General features: G+C 73.0%; 26 protein-coding genes and 2 riboswitches. Of the genes, 7 read left to right on the top strand and 19 right to left on the bottom strand.

Going from position 1 to position 23113, the window contains the following annotated elements; translation table 11 throughout:
- Positions 1–94: 94 nt before the first annotated feature.
- A complete protein-coding gene (locus H9623_RS15525) occupies positions 95–1588 on the bottom strand; it encodes a peptide MFS transporter (RefSeq protein ID WP_193720921.1) in 1494 nt (497 codons plus the stop codon).
- A gap of 125 nt (positions 1589–1713) precedes the next feature.
- Positions 1714–2334, bottom strand: a complete 621-nt coding sequence (locus H9623_RS15520) for a GNAT family N-acetyltransferase (protein WP_193720920.1) — start codon at positions 2332–2334, stop codon at positions 1714–1716.
- Positions 2335–2465: 131 nt separating this feature from the next.
- On the opposite strand from H9623_RS15520, the gene H9623_RS15515 reads away from it, so the two are divergent.
- A complete protein-coding gene (locus tag H9623_RS15515; protein WP_191805606.1) occupies positions 2466–2642 on the top strand; it encodes a CsbD family protein in 177 nt (58 codons plus the stop codon).
- Positions 2643–2708: 66 nt separating this feature from the next.
- On the opposite strand, the gene H9623_RS15510 is transcribed toward H9623_RS15515, so the two are convergent.
- The 3 genes from H9623_RS15510 to H9623_RS15500 form a co-directional block, all read right to left on the bottom strand.
- Positions 2709–3443, bottom strand: a complete 735-nt coding sequence (locus H9623_RS15510) for a GNAT family N-acetyltransferase (protein ID WP_193720919.1) — start codon at positions 3441–3443, stop codon at positions 2709–2711.
- 124 nt (positions 3444–3567) lie between these two features.
- A complete protein-coding gene (locus H9623_RS15505; RefSeq protein ID WP_193720918.1) occupies positions 3568–4968 on the bottom strand; it encodes an aminotransferase class V-fold PLP-dependent enzyme in 1401 nt (466 codons plus the stop codon).
- 40 nt (positions 4969–5008) lie between these two features.
- A riboswitch (SAM riboswitch) is annotated at positions 5009–5123 on the bottom strand.
- Positions 5124–5203: 80 nt separating this feature from the next.
- On the bottom strand, positions 5204–6076 hold the full coding sequence (locus H9623_RS15500; protein ID WP_193720917.1) for a phosphotransferase enzyme family protein: 873 nt from the start codon (positions 6074–6076) through the stop codon (positions 5204–5206).
- A 179-nt stretch (positions 6077–6255) separates the two neighbouring features.
- Positions 6256–6348: riboswitch (SAM riboswitch) on the top strand.
- Between the two features lie 6 nt (positions 6349–6354).
- Between H9623_RS15500 and H9623_RS15495 the strand changes: the two genes are divergently transcribed.
- From H9623_RS15495 to H9623_RS15475, 5 genes are read left to right on the top strand one after another with little or no spacing between them, the layout of a single operon-like run.
- Positions 6355–6819 (top strand): rhodanese-like domain-containing protein, encoded by a 465-nt coding sequence (locus tag H9623_RS15495; protein WP_193720916.1) that lies wholly within the window; start codon positions 6355–6357, stop codon positions 6817–6819.
- Positions 6820–6842: 23 nt separating this feature from the next.
- Positions 6843–8099, top strand: coding sequence for an O-succinylhomoserine sulfhydrylase (locus tag H9623_RS15490; protein WP_193720940.1), 1257 nt, complete (start codon positions 6843–6845; stop codon positions 8097–8099).
- A gap of 49 nt (positions 8100–8148) precedes the next feature.
- Positions 8149–9198 carry an LLM class flavin-dependent oxidoreductase gene (locus H9623_RS15485; RefSeq protein ID WP_193720915.1) on the top strand — a complete coding sequence of 350 codons (1050 nt, stop codon included), beginning with the start codon at positions 8149–8151 and terminating at the stop codon, positions 9196–9198.
- A 10-nt stretch (positions 9199–9208) separates the two neighbouring features.
- The gene (locus H9623_RS15480) at positions 9209–10060 is read left to right on the top strand and encodes an MBL fold metallo-hydrolase (protein WP_404821962.1); all 852 of its coding nucleotides are present in this window, start codon (positions 9209–9211) and stop codon (positions 10058–10060) included.
- Between the two features lie 43 nt (positions 10061–10103).
- Positions 10104–10778: a DUF1345 domain-containing protein gene (locus H9623_RS15475; protein WP_191805602.1), complete on the top strand. Its 675-nt coding sequence runs from the start codon at positions 10104–10106 to the stop codon at positions 10776–10778.
- On the opposite strand, the gene H9623_RS15470 is transcribed toward H9623_RS15475, so the two are convergent.
- From H9623_RS15470 to H9623_RS15435, 8 genes are all read right to left on the bottom strand, one after another.
- Positions 10756–11070 (bottom strand): hypothetical protein, encoded by a 315-nt coding sequence (locus tag H9623_RS15470; protein WP_191805601.1) that lies wholly within the window; start codon positions 11068–11070, stop codon positions 10756–10758. The genes H9623_RS15475 and H9623_RS15470 overlap by 23 nt on opposite strands.
- A gap of 60 nt (positions 11071–11130) precedes the next feature.
- Positions 11131–11700, bottom strand: a complete 570-nt coding sequence (locus H9623_RS15465) for a hypothetical protein (protein ID WP_191805600.1) — start codon at positions 11698–11700, stop codon at positions 11131–11133.
- A gap of 50 nt (positions 11701–11750) precedes the next feature.
- A complete protein-coding gene (locus H9623_RS15460; protein WP_191805599.1) occupies positions 11751–13952 on the bottom strand; it encodes a hypothetical protein in 2202 nt (733 codons plus the stop codon).
- Complete coding sequence (locus tag H9623_RS15455; RefSeq protein WP_191805598.1) at positions 13949–14254, bottom strand: hypothetical protein; 306 nt, start codon at positions 14252–14254, stop codon at positions 13949–13951. Before H9623_RS15455 ends, H9623_RS15460 begins: the two co-directional genes overlap by 4 nt.
- Positions 14255–14399: 145 nt before the next feature.
- The gene (purQ, locus tag H9623_RS15450; RefSeq protein WP_030151044.1) at positions 14400–15128 is read right to left on the bottom strand and encodes a phosphoribosylformylglycinamidine synthase subunit PurQ; all 729 of its coding nucleotides are present in this window, start codon (positions 15126–15128) and stop codon (positions 14400–14402) included.
- The gene (gene purS, locus H9623_RS15445) at positions 15128–15400 is read right to left on the bottom strand and encodes a phosphoribosylformylglycinamidine synthase subunit PurS (protein ID WP_030151045.1); all 273 of its coding nucleotides are present in this window, start codon (positions 15398–15400) and stop codon (positions 15128–15130) included. Before purS ends, purQ begins: the two co-directional genes overlap by 1 nt.
- Before the next feature lie 284 nt (positions 15401–15684).
- Positions 15685–16308 (bottom strand): hypothetical protein, encoded by a 624-nt coding sequence (locus H9623_RS15440; protein WP_193720914.1) that lies wholly within the window; start codon positions 16306–16308, stop codon positions 15685–15687.
- Positions 16308–16703 carry a PadR family transcriptional regulator gene (locus H9623_RS15435; RefSeq protein ID WP_227748746.1) on the bottom strand — a complete coding sequence of 132 codons (396 nt, stop codon included), beginning with the start codon at positions 16701–16703 and terminating at the stop codon, positions 16308–16310. The genes H9623_RS15440 and H9623_RS15435 overlap by 1 nt, the downstream gene beginning before the upstream one ends.
- An 86-nt stretch (positions 16704–16789) precedes the next feature.
- Between H9623_RS15435 and H9623_RS15430 the strand changes: the two genes are divergently transcribed.
- Entirely contained in the window at positions 16790–17158 is a 369-nt protein-coding gene (locus H9623_RS15430) for a hypothetical protein (protein ID WP_193720913.1), read from the top strand.
- Here the strand turns inward: H9623_RS15430 and H9623_RS15425 are convergent.
- The 6 genes from H9623_RS15425 to H9623_RS15400 all read right to left on the bottom strand — a co-directional run bounded on the left by H9623_RS15425 (position 17136) and on the right by H9623_RS15400 (position 22831).
- Positions 17136–18095, bottom strand: coding sequence for a phosphoribosylaminoimidazolesuccinocarboxamide synthase (locus tag H9623_RS15425; protein ID WP_193720912.1), 960 nt, complete (start codon positions 18093–18095; stop codon positions 17136–17138). The two genes, H9623_RS15430 and H9623_RS15425, sit on opposite strands and share 23 nt — an antisense overlap.
- Complete coding sequence (gene purD, locus H9623_RS15420) at positions 18092–19399, bottom strand: phosphoribosylamine--glycine ligase (RefSeq protein WP_193720911.1); 1308 nt, start codon at positions 19397–19399, stop codon at positions 18092–18094. The genes H9623_RS15425 and purD overlap by 4 nt, the downstream gene beginning before the upstream one ends.
- A gap of 11 nt (positions 19400–19410) precedes the next feature.
- Positions 19411–19962: a signal peptidase I gene (locus tag H9623_RS15415; RefSeq protein ID WP_193720910.1), complete on the bottom strand. Its 552-nt coding sequence runs from the start codon at positions 19960–19962 to the stop codon at positions 19411–19413.
- Positions 19963–20052: 90 nt separating this feature from the next.
- Positions 20053–21408, bottom strand: a complete 1356-nt coding sequence (locus tag H9623_RS15410) for an RCC1 domain-containing protein (RefSeq protein WP_193720909.1) — start codon at positions 21406–21408, stop codon at positions 20053–20055.
- Positions 21409–21525: 117 nt separating this feature from the next.
- Positions 21526–22293 carry an LPXTG cell wall anchor domain-containing protein gene (locus tag H9623_RS15405; RefSeq protein WP_193720908.1) on the bottom strand — a complete coding sequence of 256 codons (768 nt, stop codon included), beginning with the start codon at positions 22291–22293 and terminating at the stop codon, positions 21526–21528.
- Position 22294: 1 nt separating this feature from the next.
- Positions 22295–22831: a hypothetical protein gene (locus tag H9623_RS15400; protein WP_193720907.1), complete on the bottom strand. Its 537-nt coding sequence runs from the start codon at positions 22829–22831 to the stop codon at positions 22295–22297.
- Positions 22832–23113 lie beyond the last annotated feature (282 nt).

Raw genomic sequence — 23113 nt, 5'->3', positions numbered from 1 at the left:
TGCTGGGTGGTGCGGGTGGTGCTGTCGGTCGGGTGGTGCTCGTTCAGCGGTGGTGGCGCGGGGCCACGCGGGTCGCGCGGGGCGTGCCCGCCGGTCAGTGGACAGGAGCCATAGTCCGCTTCATCCAGGGCGACAGGATCAGGACGACGACCCCGACGAGCACCGCGACGGCCCCGTTGAGCGTGAAGTAGAGGCCGTCGGGGATCTCGCCGTAGAACCGGACGGTCTGCGCCTGGATGCCGTTCGCGAGCGCGATCGACAGGAACCACACGGCCATGGACTGGCTCGAGAAGGCGGCGGGGGCGAGCTTGGTGGTCGCGGACAGGCCCGTCGTCTGGAGCAGGACGTCGCCGAGGCCCAGCAGCAGGAGCGAGGCCAGGAGCCACCAGACGGCGATCTTCCAGTCGCCGCTCTGCCCGGTCACGGCGGGTACGAGGATCAGGTAGGACAGCCCGCCGAGGAGCGCGCCGATCGCGATCTTCTTGGACGCGTGCGGCTGCCGGGGGCCGAGCCAGGTCCACAGGGCGGCGACCACGGGCGCGACGAGCACCTCGACGCCGCCGAGGAACGAGCTGAACCAGGCCGCCGGCGCCTCCCAGCCGAAGATCGTGCGTTCGACGTGCTGGTCGGCCAGCAGGATCAGGACGCTGTACGCCTGGAACAGCACGAAGTTGAACGCGACCGACGCGAACCACAGCACGAGGAAGGGGCGGAGCCGGCCGCGTTCGGCGCCCGTCACGCGGGGGCTGCGGAACATGACGGTGAAGTAGACGATCGGCGCGGCCATCGCGACCACGGTCAGCGCGTCGACGACGCCCGCGATGCTGAGCCGCCCCGCGAGCGCGAGCCCGACGGCGAGGATCACCACCCCGGCCGCGACCCCTCCCAGGATCCACAGGGTCCGCCGCATCACGTCAGGCGGCAGGGGCGCCTCGGGGCCGCGACCGTGCCCGGGGACGTGCCTGCGGCCCACGACGTACTGGACCACTCCCGCGGTCATGCCGATCGCGGCGGCCGAGAACCCCCAGTGCCACCCGACGTCGGCGCCGAGCCACCCCGTGACGAGGGGCCCGAAGAACGCACCCACGTTGATGCCCATGTAGTAGAGCGCGAACCCCGCGTCCCGACGCTCGTCCGTGGTCGAGTAGAGCTTGCCCACGAGCGTCGACACGTTGGGCTTGAGCAGGCCCGTGCCCAGGCTGATGAGCACCAGCCCGAGCCACGTCGAGAGCTCGGCGGGGATCGCCATGGTGTAGTGGCCGCACGCGATGAGGATCCCGCCCCACAGGACGGCCCGGTACGAGCCCAGGACCCGGTCCGCGATCCACCCGCCGCCGACCGAGACGAGGTAGACCATGGTCCCGTAGCCCGCCGCGATCGAGGCCGCAGGACCGGCCTCCATCCCCAACCCGTTGTCCGCGACGGTCGCCGTGAAGAACAGGACGAGGATGGCCTGCATCCCGAGGAACGAGAACCGCTCCCAGACCTCGAGGCCGAACAGGGTCGACAGACCTCGCGGGTGCCCGAAGAAGGCCCTGTCGTCCGGGTCGACCGCGGGGTCTGCCGGTCGTGCGTCCTCGGTCGTCAACAGCCCTCCAGCGGTCGGTGCGCCCGCCGCAGGCTCCCGGAGGCATCCTTCCAACCTAGGGAGGATCGGGGCCCGGGGCCACAGGGACGCTCGGCCTGGTCGCCCGCAACGTGGCTCGCAGCCCGTCAGACGACCCGGTCGAGGCCCTCCAGGCGGGCGAGCCGGTCGAGCAGGGCGTCCCGCACGTCCGGCCACTCGTCCGCCAGGATCGAGAAGTAGGCCGTGTCGCCGCGCGACCCGTCGGGCGCGACGCGGTGGCTGCGCAGCACCCCCTCGGGCACGGCCCCGAGGCGCTGGATCGCCGCGATCGAGCGGGCGTTGCGCGCGTCGGCCCGCAGCGCGACGCGCTCGACGTCGAGCACCTCGAACGCGTGCCGCAGCAGCAGGTACTTGCACGCCGGGTTGGTCACGCCGCCCCACCAGGGACGGTCGTAGAACGTCGAGCCGAGCTCGACCCTCCCCTGCGAGAGCGACCACTCGTAGAGCGAGGTGCTGCCGCGGACGGACGTGGCGCCGTCGGGCCCCTCGCCGGGAGCAGCCGGCCCGACGACGGCCCACGCCAGGCGCCCCGGCGCCGCCACCGCGTCCCGCACGTAGACGGACATGGCCGGCGTCCCGCGAGGCGTCGGCGAGGACATGCCCGCCCACAGGGCGTCGTCGACGAACGCCCCCAGCGCCTGCGCGTGCTGCTCGCCGAGCGGCTCGAGGCGCAGCCCGAACCCTTCCAGGACCGTGGCGTTCTCCATGCGGTCATCCTGCCGGACCGGACGTGAGGATCCTGTGAACCGCCCGTCCCCCGAGATGCGAGTCCTCTCCCGACCTGCCTACGGTCGATGCGAACCAACCACCATCCGACGATCACCACGGGAGGACCTCCATGGGACTGGGAGACAAGATCAAGCACGCGGCCGAAGAGGTCGAGGGCAAGGTCAAGGAGGGCGCCGGCAAGCTCACGGGCAACGAGAAGCTCGAGGCCGAGGGCCACGCCGACCAGGCGAAGGCCAACGTCAAGCAGGCCGGTGACGACGTCAAGGACGCCTTCAAGAAGGACTGACCCACCAGACGAAGAACGCCCCGGGACCCGTACGGGTCCCGGGGCGTCGCTGTGGACGGGGGAGGTTCAGAGGGCGACGGCGGGCGGCAGGGCCGTGACCGGTCCGACGGGCTGGCCGGGCACGTCGGCGACGTGACCGGCGACCGGCGGGACGACCGACAGGAGCGGCGTGGTCACGGGCTCGCCGGCGGCGGACATCTCGACCGGGCCGAGCACCGGGACGATGCGCGGGCTCGTGATCCGCGCGAGCAGGCCGAGCTCGACGCCCGCCCACTCGTGCGCGAGGATCGAGAAGCACACCGAGTCGGCGCGCGTGCCGTCGGGCGCCGTGCGGTGACCTCGCATGACACCCTCCTCGTACGCGCCGAGGCGACGCATCGCGGCGAGCGAGCGAGCGTTGCGCGCGTCCACCCGGAAGCCCACGCGGTGCACGTCCCACGACTCGAACGCATGTCGGAGCAGCAGCCACTTCGAGACCGGGTTGACGAGGCTCCCCCACGTGGAGCGGGCGTAGAAGGTCCGCCCGATCTCCACGCGCCTGTCGTCGAGCGACAGGTCACGGAAAGCGGTGCTCCCCACCACGACGCCCGAGCCCGCGTCGACGACGGCGAACGCCGTCAGGGCGCGCGTGGCCCGGGTGTCCTCGATGAAGTTCACCATCCCGACCTCCCCCTCGGGGAGGGTCGTACTCATGCCTGCCCACATCGTCGGATCGACGATCTGGGCCAGCGCACCGGCGTGCGCGACGGCCAGGGGTTCGAGGCGGAACCCGTGGCCTTCAAGGTGGACATCGTGCTGCACAGCGCATATCAGAACACACGCAGGCGTCGCCGCCAAGACCACGGAGCGGTCCTTCGTGGACGGTGGGGTGACGACCCGGTGAACACCGCGACGCTCGCAGCGTCCCCGCAGGTCAGAGGGGGTGTCAGGCGGGGGCGGGACCGCAGCCCACGGCCGCCGTGATGTCGCCTGCCGCAGCCGTCGCGATGAGCCCGGAGAGCCCCGCGACCTGGAGCAGCGGACGCGGGTCGTCGCTCACGACCCAGCAGCCGTCCACGACCTCGTACCGGGCCTTCGACCCCTCGCTCGCCCAGGCGCGCAGCGCCGAGAGGAGACGCTCGATCTCCTCCCCCGTGGTCCCCACGCCGATCGACGCGCGAACGGCCCCCGCCGGGAGACCCAGGCGGGCCAGGAGCGGGTGCGCGCAGAACCGGCCGTCGCGCACGCCGATCCCGTGCTCGGCCGACAGGTAGGACGCGACGAGGCCCGCGTCGTGGCCGTCGACCGAGAACGTCACGACGCCCACGGGGTCCACGGCGTCGGCCCAGGCGCGGACGACGCGCACGCCGTCGATCTCCTCGAGCCCCTCGACCAGGCGGGCGCGGAGCTCGGTCTCGTGCGCGACCAGCAGACCGGGCTCAAGCGCTGCGAGCGCGTCGCACGCCGAGGCGAGCGCGACCGCGCCGATCACGTTGGGCGACCCGGCCTCGTGCCGCGCGGGGGCGCTCTGCCACGTGGTGCCGTCGAGCGTCACGTTGCGCACCGCGCCGCCCCCGGCGAGGTAGGGCGTGCCGGCGTCGAGCCAGTCACGACGCCCCACGAGCGCGCCCGCGCCGAACGGCGCGTAGGTCTTGTGGCCCGAGAACGCGACGTAGTCCACGTCGCTCGCCGCGAGCGAGACGCCGCGGTGCGGGACGAGCTGGGCACCGTCGAGCAGGACGCGCGCCCCGGCGTCGTGCGCCGCGGCGACGACCTCGGCGAGAGGGAGCGACTCGCCCGTGACGTTCGAGGCCCCCGTGATCGCGACGAGCGCGTACGGGAAGCGCGAGAGCTCGGCGCGCAGCCCGGACAGGGTCTCGGCGACCGTCGCGCCGCCGACCAGGACCGTGGCGCCTCCCGTGCGCTGCCAGGGCAGGAGGTTCGCGTGGTGCTCGACGTCCAGGACGAGCACCCGGCCGGGCGTCCCGTCGGCCTGCGCCGGGACGCAGCCCGCGAGCAGGTTGAGCGAGTCGGTGGTGTTGCGCGTGACGATCGTGACGTCGTCCTCGCGGGCGCCGACGAACGCACCGATGGTCTGGCGCGCGGCCTCGTAGAGAGCCGTCGACACCTGGGACAGGTAGCCCGCGCCGCGGTGCACGCTCGCGTAGAGCGGCAGGACCTCGTTGACGCGGTCGGCCACGACCTGCAGCGCAGGGGCCGACGCCGCGACGTCGAGGTTCGCGTACGGGACGCTGCGCCCGTCGACGAGCGGGACCAGGGTGTCGCTGCCCACGACGGGCAGCACGGCACACGAGGTAGGGGCTTCGATGACTGCGTGTGCGCTCATGGCACGTCCTCCGGTGGTCGTCGGAGTTCGCCCTGCGGCCCCTCCGCGCTTGCCCCCTTCCTTGTAGAGAGGGGCCCGGTCGTCACCCGGGGCACCCCGCCGCGGAGGAGGGTTGCCGGCCAGCAAACCGGGGTTTTGCGCTGGCACTCATGACCTGGTGTCCAGGATGGGCGAGGCCCACGGAGCGTGTCAACCGGTGGGCAAGGCGTCTCGGATGGTGGGCAGCGGGAGCCTGTCAGGCGGGCGGAGCGTCCTCTGCCAGGGCCGCGACGCGGCGCGCGTCGGCGCGGTACATGGCCGCGTGGTCGAGGAAGTCGGACCGGCCCGTCTCCTCCGCGCGGCCGTCGGTGAAGTCCGCGATCTCCTCGAGGCGGACGACCATCGCGGTCAGGACCTCGCGCCGCGAGAAGGGCAGCCCGTAGGCCTCGACCAGCACGTCGAGCCGCGCAAGAGGATCCAGGCGCCCGACGACGCCGCTCCCGTCCTCGCCCGCGGCGTCCGCCACGAAGGGCGCCAGCCGGTATCCCAGGTACGCCAGGTCCCGGATCCGGGGGCCGGGGCTCGCGGTGTCGAAGTCGATGAGGCCCACCAGGGTCCCGGCGCGGAAGACCAGGTTGTACGGGGCGACGTCGTTGTGGCACACGACCTCGACCGGCTCGTGCGCCGGGGACTGCCACACGCGACCTCCCGGATCGGGCACGGGCACCGGCACGACATACTCGGGCCGGGTGTCGCCCGCGGGACCGTCGAGCGCCTCGACGGTCCCGTCGGCGTGGCGTCTGGCGGCTGCGGTGGCCGTTCGGGTGACACCTGCGTCGACGAGGAACCCGACGCTCGCGTCGTGCACGCGCCGTAGGAGCGCGCCCGCGCCGCGCAGCAAGGACTCGTCCCAGAGCCGGTCGGGGAGCGGGTAGTGCGCGGCCTCGCCGGGCACGAAGGAGAGCACCTCCCGGCCGCGCTCGTCGAGCCCCAGGGGCTCGGGGACCTCGGTGACGCCCTGCGCGCGCAGGTGGGCCAGCAGGGCCTGGACGGTCGGGGTCCAGGGCCCGGCGGTCCGGCGAACGGTGTCGCCGCGCCGGACGACGTTGGTGGAGTTCCCGCCGGTCAAGGCCTGCTCGTGCTCCGCGAGATAGAGGCCTGGCGTCGAGATAGAGGCCTCTGGCCCTCTACCTCGACGGGAGTCCTCTACCTCGCGGCCTGCTGAGTGCGACATGTACCGCAACCTAGCCTGCCCACCCTGCGAGACGTCCATTCCATTCCGTGGTCACGGTGACGTACGATCCGACGCAACCATCCAGAGCGGCTGAGTGACTTGGCACGATGACGCCGCAGCAACCCCCCGGTGACGGGCGAGGGTGCTACCGCCACGACCGATGGAGGATCACCATGAGTTCCCCCGACCGCGCGACCGCTGCACCGGTCCCCCCCGCCCGGCCCGCCGACGGCTACGCGGGCGACCTCACGCCCGAGCAGGCGTGGACCCTGCTCCAGAACGACCCGAGCGCCGTCCTCGTCGACGTCCGCACCGACGCCGAGTGGCGGTTCGTCGGCGTCCCCGACCAGTCCTCGACGGGCCGGGAGCCGGTCCTGACCCAGTGGGTCGACGTCGCGGGCCGCCCCAACCCGTCGTTCGTCGCAGACCTCCGCGCGGCTGGCGTGACGCCCGAGCGACCCGTCGTGTTCCTGTGCCGCTCCGGAGCGCGGTCGATCGGCGCGGCCAAGGCCGCGACGGCCGCAGGCCTGGGCCCCGCGTACAACGTCCTCGAGGGATTCGAGGGAGCGCTCGACACCGCCGGGCACCGCGGCGCCGACGGCTGGCGTGCCGCCGGTCTCCCCTGGACGCAGTCGTGAGCGCCGCGACGGGCGACGGCGTCCTGCGCATCCCCGCCGGGATCCCCGGAGGCTCGGGCCGCGGTCCGCTCCCCCGCTCGGCGCGACCCGACACCCTCGCGGTGCGCGGTGGCCACGCCCGCTCCGAGTTCGAGGAGACGAGCGAGGCCCTCTTCCTCACGCAGGGCTACGTCTACGGGAGCGCGGCCGAGGCCGAGGCCGCGTTCACGGGCGAGGTCGACCGCTTCATCTACTCGCGCTACGGCAACCCGACCGTGCACACGTTCGAGGAGCGACTGCGCCTCATCGAGGGGGCGGAGGCCTGCTACGCCACGGCCTCGGGCATGTCCGCAGTCTTCACCTCGCTCGCGGCGCTCGTCGGTTCCGGGTCGCGCATCGTGGCGGCCCGCGCACTGTTCGGATCCTCGCTCGTGATCTTCGACGAGATCTTCGCCAAGTGGGGCGTGCGCACCGACTACGTCGACGGCCACGTGCTGTCGCAGTGGGAGGAGGCGCTGTCGACCCCTGCGGACGTCGTCTTCTTCGAGACCCCGTCCAACCCCATGCAGGACGTGATCGACGTGCGCCGCGTGAGCGCCCTCGCGCACGCGGCGGGCGCGGTCGTCGTGCTCGACAACGTGTTCGCGACGCCCGTCCTCCAGAAGCCGCTCGAGCTCGGCGCGGACGTCGTCGTGTACTCGGCGACCAAGCACATCGACGGCCAGGGACGCGTGCTCGGCGGCGCGATCCTGGGCTCCGAGGAGTACGTCAAGGGCCCGGTCCAGACGTTCATCCGCAACACCGGTCCCTCGCTCAGCGCGTTCAACGCGTGGGTCCTGGTCAAGGGGCTCGAGACCCTGTCGGTGCGCGTCAAGGCCCAGAACGCCGCGGCCCTCCAGGTCGCGACCGCGCTCGAGGAGCTGCCCGGCATCACGGCCGTGCGCTACCCGTTCCTCGCCTCGCACCCGCAGGTCGAGCTCGCCAAGGCCCAGCAGAGCGGCGGCGGGACGGTCGTCACGTTCAACCTCGACGTGCCCGGCGCCGACGACCCGGGCACGGACCCCGAGCTCCTCAAGAAGCGCACGTTCCAGTTCCTCGACGCGCTGCGGATCGTGGACATCTCCAACAACCTGGGCGACGCCAAGTCCCTCATCACGCACCCCGCGACCACGACGCACCGCAAGCTGGGGCCGGAGGGTCGTGCCGCCGTCGGGATCGCGGAGACGACCGTGCGCCTGTCGATCGGCCTCGAGGACCCGCTCGACCTGATCGAGGACGTGGAACAGGCCGTGAGCCGCTGACCGTCGCGCGCAGGAATACCCCGACCGCTTCCCGGGGTTGGACCAGGCGATGACTACCTCGCCGCGCCTCTCCGTCCTCGACCTCGTCCCCGTCCGTTCGGGACAGTCCTCCGCCCAGGCCATCGCCGCGTCCCTCGACCTCGTGCGCCTCGCCGACCGGCTCGGCTTCACGCGCTACTGGTTCGCCGAGCACCACAACATGCCCGCGGTCGCCGCGTCCGCACCGCCCGTCATGATCTCGGCGGCAGCAGCGGCGACCGAGCGCATCCGCGTCGGGTCGGGCGGCGTCATGCTCCCCAACCACGCCCCCCTCGTCGTGGCCGAGCAGTTCGCGGTGCTCGAGGCCATGGCGCCGGGCCGCATCGACCTGGGGATCGGGCGGGCACCCGGCAGCGACCCCGTCGTCACGGCCCTGCTGCGCAGCAGCGGCCCCACGTCCGACGTCGACCGCTTCCCGCAGCACGTGCAGGACATCCGCTCGCTCATGAGCGCCGAGGGCGCCTCGGTACGCCTGACGAGCGGCCAGGTCTACGACGTGCACGCGACCCCGGCCGCTGAGAGCGTCCCCACGGTCTGGCTGCTCGGGTCGAGCGACTACTCGGCGCGCCTGGCCGCTGAGCTGGGCCTGCCGTACGTGTTCGCGAACCACTTCTCGGGCCACGGCATCGACGAGGTCCTCGCGCTGTACCGCGACGGCTACCGCCCGTCGGCCCAGCACCCGACCCCGGAGACGTTCCTGACGGTCAACGTGTCGGTCGCCCCGACGGTCGACGAGGCCCGAGCCCGCGCGCTGCCGCAGGCCCGCATGATGGCCCGCCTGCGCTCGGGCAAGCCGCTCGGCGCGCAGGAGACGGTCGAGGACGCGGCGTCCACACCGCTCGACGGGCTCACGTCCCAGATGGCCGACGAGATGCTCGACCGCTGGATCGTCGACGCGCCCCAGGCCGCAGCCCGGCGCGTGCGCGAGCTCGCCGCCCGGCACGGCGTCGACGAGGTCATGCTCGTGCCCGTCGCGGGGTCGCGGGCCGACGAGTCGCTCGACGCGACGCCCGGCCGCACGCAGACCATCCAGCTCCTCGCGGCCGAGCTCGCCGGCTGACGCCTGCCACGTGACGCGCCCGAGCGACGACCGCACCCGACCGCCCGCCGACGCGGCGCCGTCGGGCACGCCCGTGCGCGTCACGAGCCAGGCCTCGGTGCTCCTCGCACCCAACCCCGGGCCCATGACCCTCGACGGGACCCGGTCCTACGTCCTGGCCGCGCCGGGGGCGCGCACCCGCGTGGTCGTCGACCCCGGGCCCGACGACGTCGCTCACCTCACGGCCCTGGCCACCGGCCAGCGCATCGAGGTCGTCCTGATCACGCACCGCCACGCGGACCACACCGCAGGGGCGGCGCGCTTCGCCGAGCTCACGGGCGCCCCGGTCCGCGCCGCGGACCCGGCCCACTGCCACCCGGCAGGCTCCCGCGAGGCCGCGCCGCTCCGCGGTGGCGAGACGATCCACGCGGCCGGGCTGCGGATCGAGGTCCTCGCGACCCCCGGGCACACGAGCGACTCGACGAGCTTCCACCTCCCCGACGACGGACCGCACGGCAGCGTGCTCACGGGAGACACGATCCTGGGCCGGGGCACCACGGTCATCTCCGAGCCCGACGGCTCGTTGCGGGACTACCTCACGAGCCTCGACCTGCTCGAGTCGCTCGGCGCGGCGACGGTCCTGCCCGCGCACGGCCCGCACCAGGGCGACCTCGCAGCCGTCGCGCGCGCGTACCGCGAGCACCGGGCGACCCGGCTCGCGCAGGTGCGCGAGGTGCTCGGCAGCCGAGCGGGCGCCGCCCAGACCGAGGCTCTCGTGGACACGGTCACCGCTGCGGTCTACGGCGAGGTCGACCCCGGCGCGCTCCCCGCGGCCCGGCAGAGCGTCCGAGCGCAGCTCCGGTACCTCGCCGAGGGCGCGTAGCGGCCGACGCGCCGGGCCGCACGCCCGGTGGTTGACTGACCGCGTGACGCCCTCCCACCACCCGGACCTTCCCAGCGCCCCCGTGCCCCGCGACCGCCTCGGGGCCGGACCTGCGGTGCGGCTGGCGGTCGGCGCGGCGGTCGGGGTGGCCGCGGGTGCCTGGATCGGGTCGCAGGGGTACCCGCGGTTCGCGTTCCTCGCCGGGTGGTCGATCGCGGCGCTCGTGTTCGTCGCCTGGACCTGGATCGTCGTCATCGCCATGGATGCGCAGACGACCGCGAGCCACGCCACACGCGAGGAGCCGTCGCGGCGCGTGACCCACCTGTTCATCCTGGCTGCGTCGGTCGTGAGTCTCGTCGGGGTGGGCCTCATGCTGCTCGCCTCGCCCGACGACAAGGGGGCGCAGGCGCTGACCGCGGTGTTCGCCGTGGGGAGCGTCGCGATCTCGTGGGCCGCCGTCCACACGCTCTTCGGGCTCGCCTACGCGCGGCAGTACTACACGGGCATGGATGGCGGCATCGACTTCAACCAGCACGAGCCGCCCCGCTACGTCGACTTCCTGTACGTGGCGTTCACGATCGGGATGAGCTTCGCGATCTCCGACACCAACGTGACGTCGGGCGACATCCGTCGGACAGCGCTGTGGCACGCGCTGCTGTCCTACCTGTTCGGGACCGTGATCATCGGTGCGGTCGTCAACCTCGTCGCGGGGCTCTGACCTCGGTGTCCTCACGTGCCCTGCGGGTCACGAGGCTCGACACCAGCGCGGCGACCGCGGCCACCGACATGACCAGGAAGAGCGCGAGGGCGACCCGTGCCGGGGTGTACGCGATGCGCTCGGTCATCTCGCCCGCGGGACCGAACCAGCCCCACTCCACGACGGTGGCCTCGATGCGAGACCCCAGGGCTCCCAGCCTGCCAGGGGCTGCGGCCAGCGCGCCGGCCACCCAGGTGAAGCAGTCGACCGCGAGAGCACCGAACACGGAGGAACCGGACAAGAGGGTGAGCACCGGACCAGGGTAACGGGTCGCGCCGCCTGGTGGCGGGTGATATCGCGGACGGACGGACCGTCAGGGACGGGGCGGGACCACGACCGACGGGTCGTCGATGGTCAACAGCTCACGATCCGGCGGCGTGACGAACAGCCCTTGCACCGCGCCTGTCGCGTCGCACGAACCGAAACGCTCCTCGCGTGCCCCGTCGACGACCCGGCGACCTTCGACCTCCACGAGGTAGTACTCGATCGCCGTGCTCAGAGTCTCCTGGGGCTCAACCATGATCCGCTCGCGCGGCGCCAAGCACACCACGACCGTGGCCCCCGTCTCGGTCTCCACCACCGAGGTCACCGCGAACGACCGCGGCCCCACCCACAGCTCTAGGTCACCGTCCTCGATGCCGTCCACCGCGGCCTCGTACCAGCCCTGCGCGACGCTCTCCTTCATGATCCCGAAACGGGACGAGGAGAAGTCCAGGGCGTTCGTTCCTGCGGCCACGACGAGCTCGTACTCCCGCACCGCCTGCACCCACGGCGACTCCTCGAGCTCCCCCACCGGCTCCCCGTCCGGCCACACCACGTCGGCAGAGAACGGCGCAGGCTCCGGCGCCGACGAGCACCCGGCGAGCACCAGGGCGCCCGCCACGACGACGCTTGGCCCCCAGCCCGCCCTCAAGCCCCGACGCACCATGATTCTCACTGACGTTCTCCCTCACGTGCCCAGGCGTCGAAGCCATTGTTGTAGTGCATGATCTGCTCGTCGACATAGCGCGGATCGGGCTCCATCAGCCCCAGGTCGGCATAGTCCCCGACCAGGGTCTCGAGCCGCTCACGCATGATCGCGCTGCGGACCTCCTCGTCGCCGTACTCGAGCTGGAGAGCGTCGTTGTACGCAGTGGCCCATTGCGTACCGAGCAGGTCACCGACGGCACCCACTCCCTCTCCGAACGCCCATCCTCCGAGATATCCGCCCGGGACGGAGACAGCGCCGACGAGGCCCCCCACGGCATCGATTCCCGCCTTGACCGCCGCGTCGCTCCGTTGCGCGACCGCGAGACCAGCACCGACAGGTGCACCCTCGAGAGCTCCCTGCGCTCCCAGCATCCTCGTGATGGCGCCCTCCGCGTTCAAGGTCGAGCCTGGCACGGCGGCCATGCTCGTCACGTGCTGCTGGTAGTCGGCAACATGATCGGCCAAGATCTTCCGGCCCGCCGGGTCATAGCCCGCGACGCCGAAGAGGTCAGCGACCCAGTCCTGCTTCGCGTTGACGATCGGCACGGGCTCGCCACCCAGGATTCCTGTCACCACGACAGCGGTGTCCGCCGACCGTGCCGAGATCGGGTACTCCCCGAGCTGTTCGAGCTGCTGCACGAGCGCGGTCGCCAGGAGCATCGCGCCGTGGGTGCTCACGTTCTCCGGTTCCAGCGCTGCGTTCCGGCTGAGCTGCTCGAAGACCCTGGTCGAGAGGGAGGCGACGTCCTGCATCACCGCGACGTCGATCGGCGCCCCGTCGGCCGCTCCGGCCACCAGACCTCCTTCCGATCGCTGCAGGCCGGCCCAGAGCGCGTTCACGCCTTCGAAGCCGTCCCCGCTGGTCCCTACGGACCAGTCCCGCTGGCCGAACCAGTAGGTCAGCCGCGCGTCGCCCAGGGTTCCGTCGGTCGCGAAGTCGTCCTTGTCCTCGCTGAGCCAGGCGATCGCAGCGGCCGGATACACGCCGAGCGTCGCGAGAACTCGACCCGCGGGGTCGTCGACCTCGTTGCCGTTGGTCCCGCTCTCGAGGCCCGCGAGGAACCGGCCCCCGGCGTTCGGGGACGTGTCGTACCAGGCTCCCGTCGAGGCGTTGAGGGGGTTGCGTTCCTGGTCGTCGAGCGCGTCCGAGACCGCGACCGTGAGCGTCTCCCCCAGGGGGGCGCGGAGCGGGTTCGAGAACAGGAAGCCGATCGTGGCGACCCCGCCTCCCCCCGTCGCGCTCGCCGTGCTGAGCATCTGCTCGGCGAACCTGTCCGCGGTCCGGGGAGACCAGCGCGCCGAACCCGTGCTGAGGGCGGCCCGGATGCCCGCGGCGAGCAGGAGCGCCACCGCGGGGTCGATGCGGCCCGCCAGCGCGTCGTCGCCGAGCCGGTCGACCATGGCGACGGTGGTCTCACCTCCGACCTTCAGGAAGTACTGCGCCATCACGTCGTTCGACCCGCCCCACGTGTCGAAGAAGGCCTGGAGCCGCTCCAGCTCGCGCTCGGAGGCGTCTCCGCTCGCGACGCGGTCCGCGAGACCGGCGAAGGCGGCCGCGAGCTCGCTGCTGCTCATCTCGGCCGTCGAGTCGATGCCGACAGCCAGGAGCGCTCGGTACGTCGTCGACCATCCGTCGGGCGCATCGGCCGCGAGGGCAGCACAGAACGTGCTGTCGGCCGCTGCCCGCTGTTCCTCGAGCGTGCGCAGTGCCGCCCACGCGTCGAGCACGTCCCGCTCGGCCTGCTCGCGGACACGTTGACGCGCACGAGCGCGGTCGTCCTCGTCGTAGCAGAACGCCGAGCCGGTGTACTCGGAGTCCCAGTAGAGCCGTGAGATGACATGCTCCGCCTCGTCGAGCCGTGTCCGCTGGACGGCGGCGTCGCTCGCGATCCATGCCACGACGGTCACATAGGTGCCGACGGCCCGGGAGAACGTCTCGGCGGCCGCCTGCACCCGTGCGAGCCGCGTCGCGGGGACCGGGACCTGCGCTCGCCAGGCGTCGCCGGACACTCCTTGCCACGCTTCGACACCGAGGTCGCCGGATGCGCTCGTCAACGTGCCCGCCGCGGCCCTCGCCTGGTCGGCATGGGCCCCGAAGCCGGCCGATAGGCTGGTCAGGACGGTCAGGTCCCCCACGTCGGGGCGTCGAGTGGTGTAGTAGCTCACGGGGCGGCCTGCGCAAGCTCCTGGTCGGCCTCTTCGATGGCCCGGGCAGCCTCCCCGGCATGACGCCCGAGCGCCGCGATCTCCTCGGAGGCCCCGCGGAGCTCGAGCGCCATCCGCATCGCGAACTCCTGCACCGCGTTCTCGACCGCCTGGCTACCGCATCCGCCCGCACGGTCGGGCACCGTCCACGGGAGCTGCGATGCTGCCGCCTGCAGACTGGAACCCGCCGTCTCCATGCGTACCGTGTCGACCCGTAAGGACACTGACATGCCACGCCCCCTGTTCTTGACGATCTCGTGCATTCCGGGGCACAGGCTAGCCGTGGCCTCGTGCGTGCGACATGGGCACTGCTCCCCGTCCGTCTCGCGGTGCGCGACGGCGGCGCCCCCCGCGGGCGGGGCGCGCCGCCGTCGGGCAGTGCGAAGCGTCGCGCGGGGGCGACAGTTCTCAGGCCTGGACGAGCGTGCTCAGCACCGAGGTGAAGAAGCCCAGCCCGTCCGTGCCCGCGCGCGGGCCGGACTCGTTCGCGGGGCCGAACCCGGCCTCGACCGCGTGCTCGGGGTGCGGCATGAGGCCCACGACGTTGCCCGCCGCGTTCGAGATGCCCGCGATGTTGCGGCGCGACCCGTTGGGGTTCCAGCCCTCGTAGCGGAAGACGACGCGGCCTTCGGCCTCGAGCTCGTCGAGCGTGCGCTCGTCGGCGACGAACTGGCCGTCCTGGTTCTTGAGCGGCACCGTGATGCGCTGGCCCGCGGTGTAGTCGCGCGTCCAGGCGGTGTCCGCGTTCTCCACGACCATGGTCTGCTCGCGGCAGATGAACGCGAGGTGGTCGTTCTTGATCATCGAGCCGGGCAGCAGGTGCGCCTCGGTGAGGATCTGGAAGCCATTGCAGATGCCCAGGACGGGCAGGCCGCCCTTGGCCGCGTCGACGAGCGAGTCCATGACGGGCGCGAAGCGGCTGATCGCCCCGGCGCGCAGGTAGTCGCCGTACGAGAAGCCGCCCGGGAGCACCACCGCGTCGACCCCGTGCAGGTCCGCGTCCGCGTGCCACAGGGACACGGGCTCGCCGCCGGCCAGGCGCACGGCACGGGCCGCGTCCCGGTCGTCGAGCGTGCCGGGGAACGTGATGACACCGATCCGGGCCGTGGCCAGGCCGGTCGCTGCGGGGGCGCTCATCAGGCGCTCTCCCCGCCCAGCTCGGCCGTCAGCTCGGCGACGAGGACGACGTCCTCGATGACCGGGTTCGACAGGACCTTCTCGCCGGCCTCGCGGGCCGCGGCGAGCACCTCGGGGGTGACGTCACCCTCGACCTCGAGCTCGAACCGCTTGCCCTGGCGCACGCCGGTGAACTGGGTGAAGCCCAGGCGCGGGAGCGCCCCGACGACGGCCTTGCCCTGCGGGTCCAGGATCTCGGGCTTGGGCATGACCTCGACGACTACGCGTCCCACGGGAGCTCCTCGGGAAGTTGGTCCGGCCTGCTCGGCTCGGACAGGTCCGCACGAGGCTCGGGGCGCGCCGCGAGGGCGGCGACCGGGTCGCACGGATCTCGGTGGGTGGGGATTCCGCGGCCAGTTTACCCGCGTCGCACGGGGGGCCGGGCCGCGTCTCAGGCGTCGGTCGGGCGGCCCTCCCGGGGGGTGGTCGAGAACGTGGTTGCGGTCGTTCCGCACGCCATGACGACCACAACCCCGTTCTCGACCGCGGGCACCCGGGCCCGACGGCGGAGCTCGGCTCAGGAGGTGGGGCCCGCTCCCCGGGGGGCGGGTGCAACGGCCACGGACCGCATCTGCTCGGGCACGTTGCCGTAGACGACGTGCCGATACCAGGCCGTTCGCGTGCGGTACTCGCGCTGGAAGGTCGCCGCCATCATCACGACGGCACCGACGACGCCCCAGAAGAACCACGTCGCGTAGATCGGCGGCACGACGTCTGTGACCTGCCTGCCGACGACCACCGCGTAGACCGCGAGCCCAGCAGTCATCCCGCCGTAGATCAGCACCATCCCCCACAGCGCGTCCCGCACGGAGTAGAACGCTCCCCGGATGTCGTCCGCGACCCACCACCAGTACCGGGCGGGCAGCCGCAGGCCGAACCGGTACAGCACCCACCGCCACAGCGGCGGTCGCTCGCGCAGGCGCAGCCCCCAGCCCGCCCGCAGGAGGCTGCGGATCTCCTCGGGGGGCAAGCGGTCCGGGGCGGGCTTGCCGGTCGCCTCCGCGGCCGCGAGCGCCACGTCCCGCTGGACCGCGAGCAGCTCCTCGCCGTGGATCTCACGCCACCGCCGCGGGTAGGCGCGCGCCCAGAAGCGGGCCGAGCGCTCGAAGCGCTCCTCGGGGGCCAGACCGCGGCGGCGCATCAGGCCAGCCCCCCGGCGAGCCGGCCCGACGTCGGGCGTGCGGGCTTCCCCCGAGCGTCGAGGGCCCTCTGGGCCCGGGCGGCGAGCTCGCGGAGACGGACCGTCTCCTGCTCGGCGGCGCGGCGGCCGTCGTCGGTGACCCGGTAGTAGCGGCGGAGGCGACCGTCGACGACCTCCTCTCCCGAGGGTTCGACGAGCCCAGCGCCCGCGAGGCGGTCGAGGTTGCCGTACAGGGTGCCCGCGCCCAGGGCCGTGGCACCGTCCGACAGGTCGGCGACGGCCTGGATGACGGCGTAGCCGTGCAGGGGCTCGGGGGTCAGGGACAGCAGGATCAGGTAGGCCTGCTCGGTCATGCGGAAGGGCTTCCCGCCGGGGAGGCCGCGCGACGTGGGCATGGTCGATATATATCGTGCAACGACCCATCAGGGCAAGAGGTCGTTCGCCGAGTCGCGTGTCAGCGGTTCGACCTATGATCGAACACATGTTCGATTCGCTGTCCGAGACCCGTCCGGGGCCGGTCGTCCAGGTGGTCGCCGCCGTCCTGTCCCGGGACCGCACGTGCACGTTCCCGGGCTGCGCCGTGCCCGCGTTCCGGTGCGACCTGGACCGCGTGGTCCGGTCGGCACCCCGGGCCCCCGGCACGCACGCCACGGAGGCCGACGTGGGCCCGCAGGACCTCATCTCGCTGTGCCGGCACCATCACGTGGTCCGGGTGCGGCAGGGCTGGCGGCCCGAGCTCACACCCGACGGCACGGTGCGCTGGACGTCCCCGACCGGGCACCGCTATGTGCGCGAGCGTCGCGGCCACGCGGCGGGTCCGTCGAGCCTCAGAACAGGGATTCGCCCGTGATCCGCTCGTACGCCTCGAGGTAGCGCTCGCGCGTGCGCTCGACGACGCCGGCGGGCAGCTCGGGCGGCGGGGCGTCGGACGCGCGGTCCCAGCCCGAGGCCCCGGACGCGAGCCAGTCGCGGACGTGCTGCTTGTCGAAGCTGGGCTGCGCGCGCCCCGGCTGCCACTCGTCGGCGGGCCAGAACCGCGAGGAGTCGGGGGTCAGCACCTCGTCGCCCAGGACGGTCGCGCCCGTGACGGGGTCCACGCCGAACTCGAGCTTGGTGTCGGCGAGGATCACGCCGCGCTCGCGCGCGATCTCCTCGGCGCGCGAGTACACCGCGAGGGTCAGGTCGCGCAGCCGGGTCGCCGCCTCGATCCCGATGCTCTGCGCGACCACCTCGAACGACACGTTCTCGTCGTGCTCGCCCACCTCGGCCTTGGTCGCGGGCGTGAAGATCGCCTCGGGCAGGCGCGATCCGTCGACGAGCCCCTCGGGCAGCGGAACGCCGCACACCGTACGGTCGACGCGGTACTCGACCAGTCCCGAGCCCGTCAGGTACCCGCGGGCGACGCACTCGACCGGGAACATCTCGAGCCGGCGGCAGATCATGGCACGGCCCGCGACGACGTCGGGCACCAGGCCGTCGCCCGGCATCGCGCTGGCCTCGGTGCTGACCACGTGGTGGGGGACGAGGTCGGCCAGCCTGTCGAACCACCACAGGCTGAGCTGCGTCAGGATCACACCCTTGTCCGGGATGCCCGGGGACAGGACGTGGTCGAACGCGCTGACGCGGTCGCTCGCGACCACGAGGACCACGTCACCGAGCGGGTGCGCACCACCGAGCAGCGCGAGGTCCGGCTCGTACAGGTCGCGGACCTTGCCCGAGTAGACGTGCCGCCACCCCGGCAGGTCCAGGTGGGCCGTGTCGAGACCGCCCGGGGACTGCGCGCTCACAGCGCCACCGCCCGACCGGCCGCAGCCTTCTCGGCGATGTCCGTGCGGTGGTGCGAACCCGGCAGGACCACCTGGTCCACGCCCGCGTACACCCGTCGGCGCGCCTCGGCGAGGTCCTCGCCGCGTGCGACGACCGACAGCACCCGGCCCCCAGCGCTGCGCAGCACGCCCTCGTCGTCGAGCGTCGTGCCCGCGTGCAGGACGTGCACGCCCTCGCCGCCCTCAGCCGCCTCGACCCCCGTGATCGGGTCACCACTGCGGACTGCGGACGGGTAGCCGTGAGCCGCGACGACCACGGTGACCGCGGCGTCGTCGGACCAGCGCAGACGCGGGAAGTCCGCGAGCTCGCCCCGGGCCGCCGCCCGCAGCACCGCGGAGAGGGGGGTCCGGAGGCGGGCCAGGACGACCTGCGTCTCCGGGTCGCCGAACCGCGCATTGAACTCGACGACGCGCGTGCCGCGGCTCGTGAGCGCGAGGCCCACGTACAGGACCCCGGCGAACGGCGTGCCGCGGCGCGCCATCTCGTCGATCGTGGGCTGCGCGACCCGGGTCACGACCTCCTCGGTCAGCCCGTCGGGGGCCCACGGCAGCGGGCTGTAGGCGCCCATGCCGCCCGTGTTGGGACCCGCGTCGGCGTCGAACGCGCGCTTGAAGTCCTGCGCGGGCGCCAGCGGGACGACGCTCGTGCCGTCCGACAGGCAGAAGAGCGAGACCTCGGGGCCGTCGAGGTACTCCTCGATCACGACGACCGGGTCGCCCGCGCCGGGACGCGGCGTCGCGAAGCAGGCCTGCGCGTGCTCGAGCGCCTCCTGGCGGTCGTCGGTCACGACGACGCCCTTGCCGGCCGCGAGCCCGTCGTCCTTGACGACGTACGGGGCGCCGAACGCGTCGAGCGCGTCCGCCACCTGGTCGATGTCGGTGCACACGTGCGCGAGCGCCGTCGGGACCGATGCGGCCGCCATGACGTCCTTGGCGAACGCCTTGGACCCCTCGAGCGCCGCGGCCTCGGCGCTGGGGCCGAAGCAGTCGATGCCCGCCGCGCGGACCGCGTCCGCGACCCCCGCGACGAGGGGGGCCTCGGGACCGATCACGACCAGGTCCGCGCCCAGCCGGGTCGCGAGCGCCGCGACGGCCTCGCCGTCGACCGCGCTGACCGCGTGCAGGGTCGCGAGCTCACCGATGCCCGGGTTGCCGGGCGCGGCGTGCAGCTCGTGCGGCTCCGCACCCGTGACCACGGTCTCCTGCGCGAACGAGTGGACGATGGCGTGCTCGCGGGCACCCGAACCGATGACGAGGATCTTCACGGGACGGCAGTCTACCGACCGCGCCCCGCGGGCCCGGGGTCGTCCACGACGCCGCTCCCCGGACCGTCCTGCCCGGGGCGCCTGGCCGGGGAGGGCATGAGGGCGAACCCCACGAGGGCGCACGACGCGACCACGAGCGGGATCCCGACCGCGGGACGGCGCAGCACCTCGATCGCGTCCCGAGCGCCCGGGACGCGGACCAGGGGCACCAGGGCGTCCTCGACCACGTAGGGCTCGGGGTCGTCGACCGGGTTGTTGTCCCCGCGCAGCGTCAGGGTGCGCGCCTCCCCCGGGCCGTCCTCGATCCCGACGACGCGGTGCGTGACGAGGACGCCGTCGCTCGTGAACACGCTCACGACGTCGCCGACCTCGAGCGTCGAGGCCGGGACCCGCCGGGAGACGACCCCGTCCCCCACCTCGAACGTGGGGATCATCGACCCCGAGACGACGACCAGGGACTGCAGGTGGCCCGTCTGGATGCCGACGAACAGCCCCAGGCCGAGCACGCCGACGACCGCCGCGAGCGTGAGGAACACGTCACCGATGCGCTTGAGCAGCCTCACGCGACACCTCCTCGGGCGGGTCGACGGCGGCCGGGGGCAGGGCGCCCCGGAAGACCAGGGCGCCACGGAAGACCCGGCGGTGCACGCCGGTCACCGCCAGGCCGACCAGGTCGGCGTGACGGGCCAGGGGAAGACCTTGCGCCCTGCGGTCCCTGCGGTGCCCTGGATCCCGAGCTGGCCCTTGGTGTTCGCACCCCAGCAGTAGACGTTGCCCCCGGTCGTCAGGGTGCAGCCGTGGTCCGTGGACACGTCGACCCTCTGCAGGACGCTGTCCGCGCTCATCTGCCGGGTCAGCACCCTCTCCGGCCGGTCGCGGACGGCCGGGACGGTCCACTCGTCCTGGTTGGCCCCGGTCTGGGCCGACGAGTTGTCGCCCCAGCAGTAGGCGGCTCCGTCGTAGGCCAGCACGCAGGCGGTCTTCCCGCCGACCGCGACGAGCCCGGAGCGGAGCTCGGAGAGCGCGCCGCGCACCTGCAGGGGCGTCGTGGACAGGTCCACCTGGGCGCCGTTCGAGGACTGACCGAGCTGCTTGCTCGAGTTGTCCCCCCAGCAGAAGGTCCGTTCGGCGCTGTTGGCTCCCGAGGCGACCACGCACGCGAACTGGTTGCCGACCGCCACGTCGTGGCTCGTGAAGCCCGCGAGGACGCCGGTCGTGACGACCTGGACCGGGAGGTGGCTCGTGCTGGTCGTCCCGTCCCCGAGCTGTCCCCGCGCGTTGGCCCCCCAGCAGTAGGGGACGCCGTCCGCGACGAGGCAGGCCGAGTCGTCCCCGACCGCGACGTCCGTCACGGTCGCGGTCTCGGGCAAGGCCCCTCCGTTGATCTGGACCGGTGTCCCGGTGCTGCCGAGCTGGGTGTGCGTCCCGCCCCAGCAGTACGCCTTGTCGTCGGCCACCACGCACGAGCTCGAGGCGCCCACCTCGAGGTCGGTCACCGACGCCTCGTGACCGTGCGTGGGGACGCGCACCGGCAGCGTCGAGCTCGGGACGCCCTCGACCCCGAGCTGCCCCCGGTCGTTGAGGCCCCAGCAGTACACGGCGTCGTCCGTGGTCGCGCACACGTGCGCGGTGCCGGCGTCGACCTTGGTCACGGTCTTCCCCTGGAGCTCGCCCCGCACGGGGCCCACGAACACGTCGGTGGACGCGGTGTCCCCCGTCCCGAGCTGGCCCACCGAGTTGTCCCCCGTGCACCAGACCTGTCCGCCCACGAGCGCGCACGAGAAGCTGTCGCCCGCCACGACGTCGGTCACGGTGCCACCCGCGACGGAGGCGATGCTGACCTGCCCCTGGGCCTGGACCACGTCGGTCCACGCGGCCGCGGTCGGCTGCGAGCGGCCGACCGCCCAGAGGGTCGTCGTCGCGACCGCGAGCAGGAGGACCAGCGCTGCGGCGACCGCGGTGCGGAGCCGTCCCGGTCCGTGGTGAAGGACCGTCGTGGGGTCGGTCATGCTGCTCTCCTCTCGTCGTGTCGTCCGCGCGTCCTGCCTGCGTGCTCGCGCGGGTCGCGTCGTGCTGTGCCTGGTCCTGTGACTCGCGTCCCCAGGACGCCCTGCCGCTGTTCCCGCCTAGCGGCGCGCGGTCGCCCCCTCGTCGTCCGTGTCCCGTCGCCTGCGGCGCACGAGCGCCGCGCCGATCCCGAGCAGCGCGCCGGCCAGCCCGGCGAACGTCAGGACGCCCGTCCCGGTCGCCGCGAGCGAGCCGCTGCCCGGCCCGGGGGACGCGCCCGACCCTGCGGCGTCGTCGGGCGCGCTGGGACCCGTGGTCCCCGTCGCCCCGCCCTCCGAGCCGTCTCCGGTCTCCTCGCCGCCGGGGCGCGCGCCCTCGAACGAGAGGTCGTAGCGGACCTTGCCGGTCGCCCCGGCGCGCACGTCCTCGTCGAGCGTCACGGAGACGCGGAGCGAGGCCGTCTCGCCGGCGGGCAGGACGAGCTCCTCGTGCGAGCTCCCCGAGCGCCCGGTCCGCCACCCGTCGACGAGGACGACGGCCCCGGTCGGGCACTCGTCGTCGACCCAGGCGGTGCCGCACGCCTCGATCGTGGTGGCGAGCGAGGTACCCAGCTCACCCGTGGCCGTCACCGCGACGTCCACGACCGTGCCGTCCGTCTCCCAGACCGAGGACAGGTCGACGATCGTCGACCGGGTCTGGCCCGGCGACATGCCGTCGAAGGAGAACGACCGGGGCAGGGAGGTCAGGTTCCGGGTCGTCGTGGTCCGCTCCGCGGTGGGCGTCCCCGCTGCGGCGGCAGCGCCGGCCCCGAGGGGTCCGACGCTGCCGAGCACGCAGAGGGTCGCCACCCCCACGACGGCCCGTGCCGTGCGTGGGGTCCAGGTCATGTCAGGAGGCCACCTCGGTGCCGGTGACCTGGACCGTGATCTTGGCGCTCTTGCCCTGGGCTGCGGCGTTCGCGCCCGTGGCGCTGGTGTCCGGGTCCGTGAACGAGTACGTGACGTCGACCGGGACGACGTCGCCGCTCGCGAGCTCGTCGGGGTTCTTCCCACCCGACGTGTCGTAGGCGGCCGTCACGGTGAGGAAGGCAGCAGCGTCGCCCGTGACCTGGACGTCGGGGGTGTCGACGAGGTCTGCGGCGTGCGTCGAGTCGGCGTTCTTGACCCAGACGGTGCGCGTCACGGTGTCACCGGGGGCGAGGTCCTCGACGACGGGGATCGTGAGTGCGACCCCCTGCTCGTTCCCTTCCTCGAAGCCCTCGCTGGCGCTGGTCACCGATCCCTGCAGGTTGAACGACGAGGTGCTCACGTCTCCCGCGAACCAGACGTTGTCGCTCCAGAGCGCGCTGGTCGCGGCGACGCCGACCCCGAGGACGACCAGTCCTGCGAGCCCGGCCTTGATCTTGCGGCTACGGGTTTCGTGCATGCGTTGGAAAACACCCATCTCTCGGTCAGGGTGCGCGCAGCGAGCGGGGTCGGCGCCACCCTGAAGCTTCCTTGCGGTCCCTCCAAGTAAAGCGTCGTTGGTCGATGCCTCTTGGTACGCCCATACCATAGTGAGACGCTCGTATTAGGTAAAGACGCGCCGAGAGCAGCTCGGGTCGATTGTCCGACCGTGTCCGGTTTCTGACAGCACGTGTGATCGACGTCATATCACGTGCCCGGGGTGCGACCGAGGGCCCCGCGCTCCGCCGCCCTGGGGCGAGCG

The sequence above is a fragment of the Oerskovia douganii genome (genome assembly GCF_015142735.1).
Classification (GTDB): Bacteria; Actinomycetota; Actinomycetes; order Actinomycetales; family Cellulomonadaceae; genus Oerskovia; species Oerskovia douganii.
Note: the sequence above shows the minus strand (reverse complement) of the source record. Positions and strands in the feature narration are given on the sequence as shown.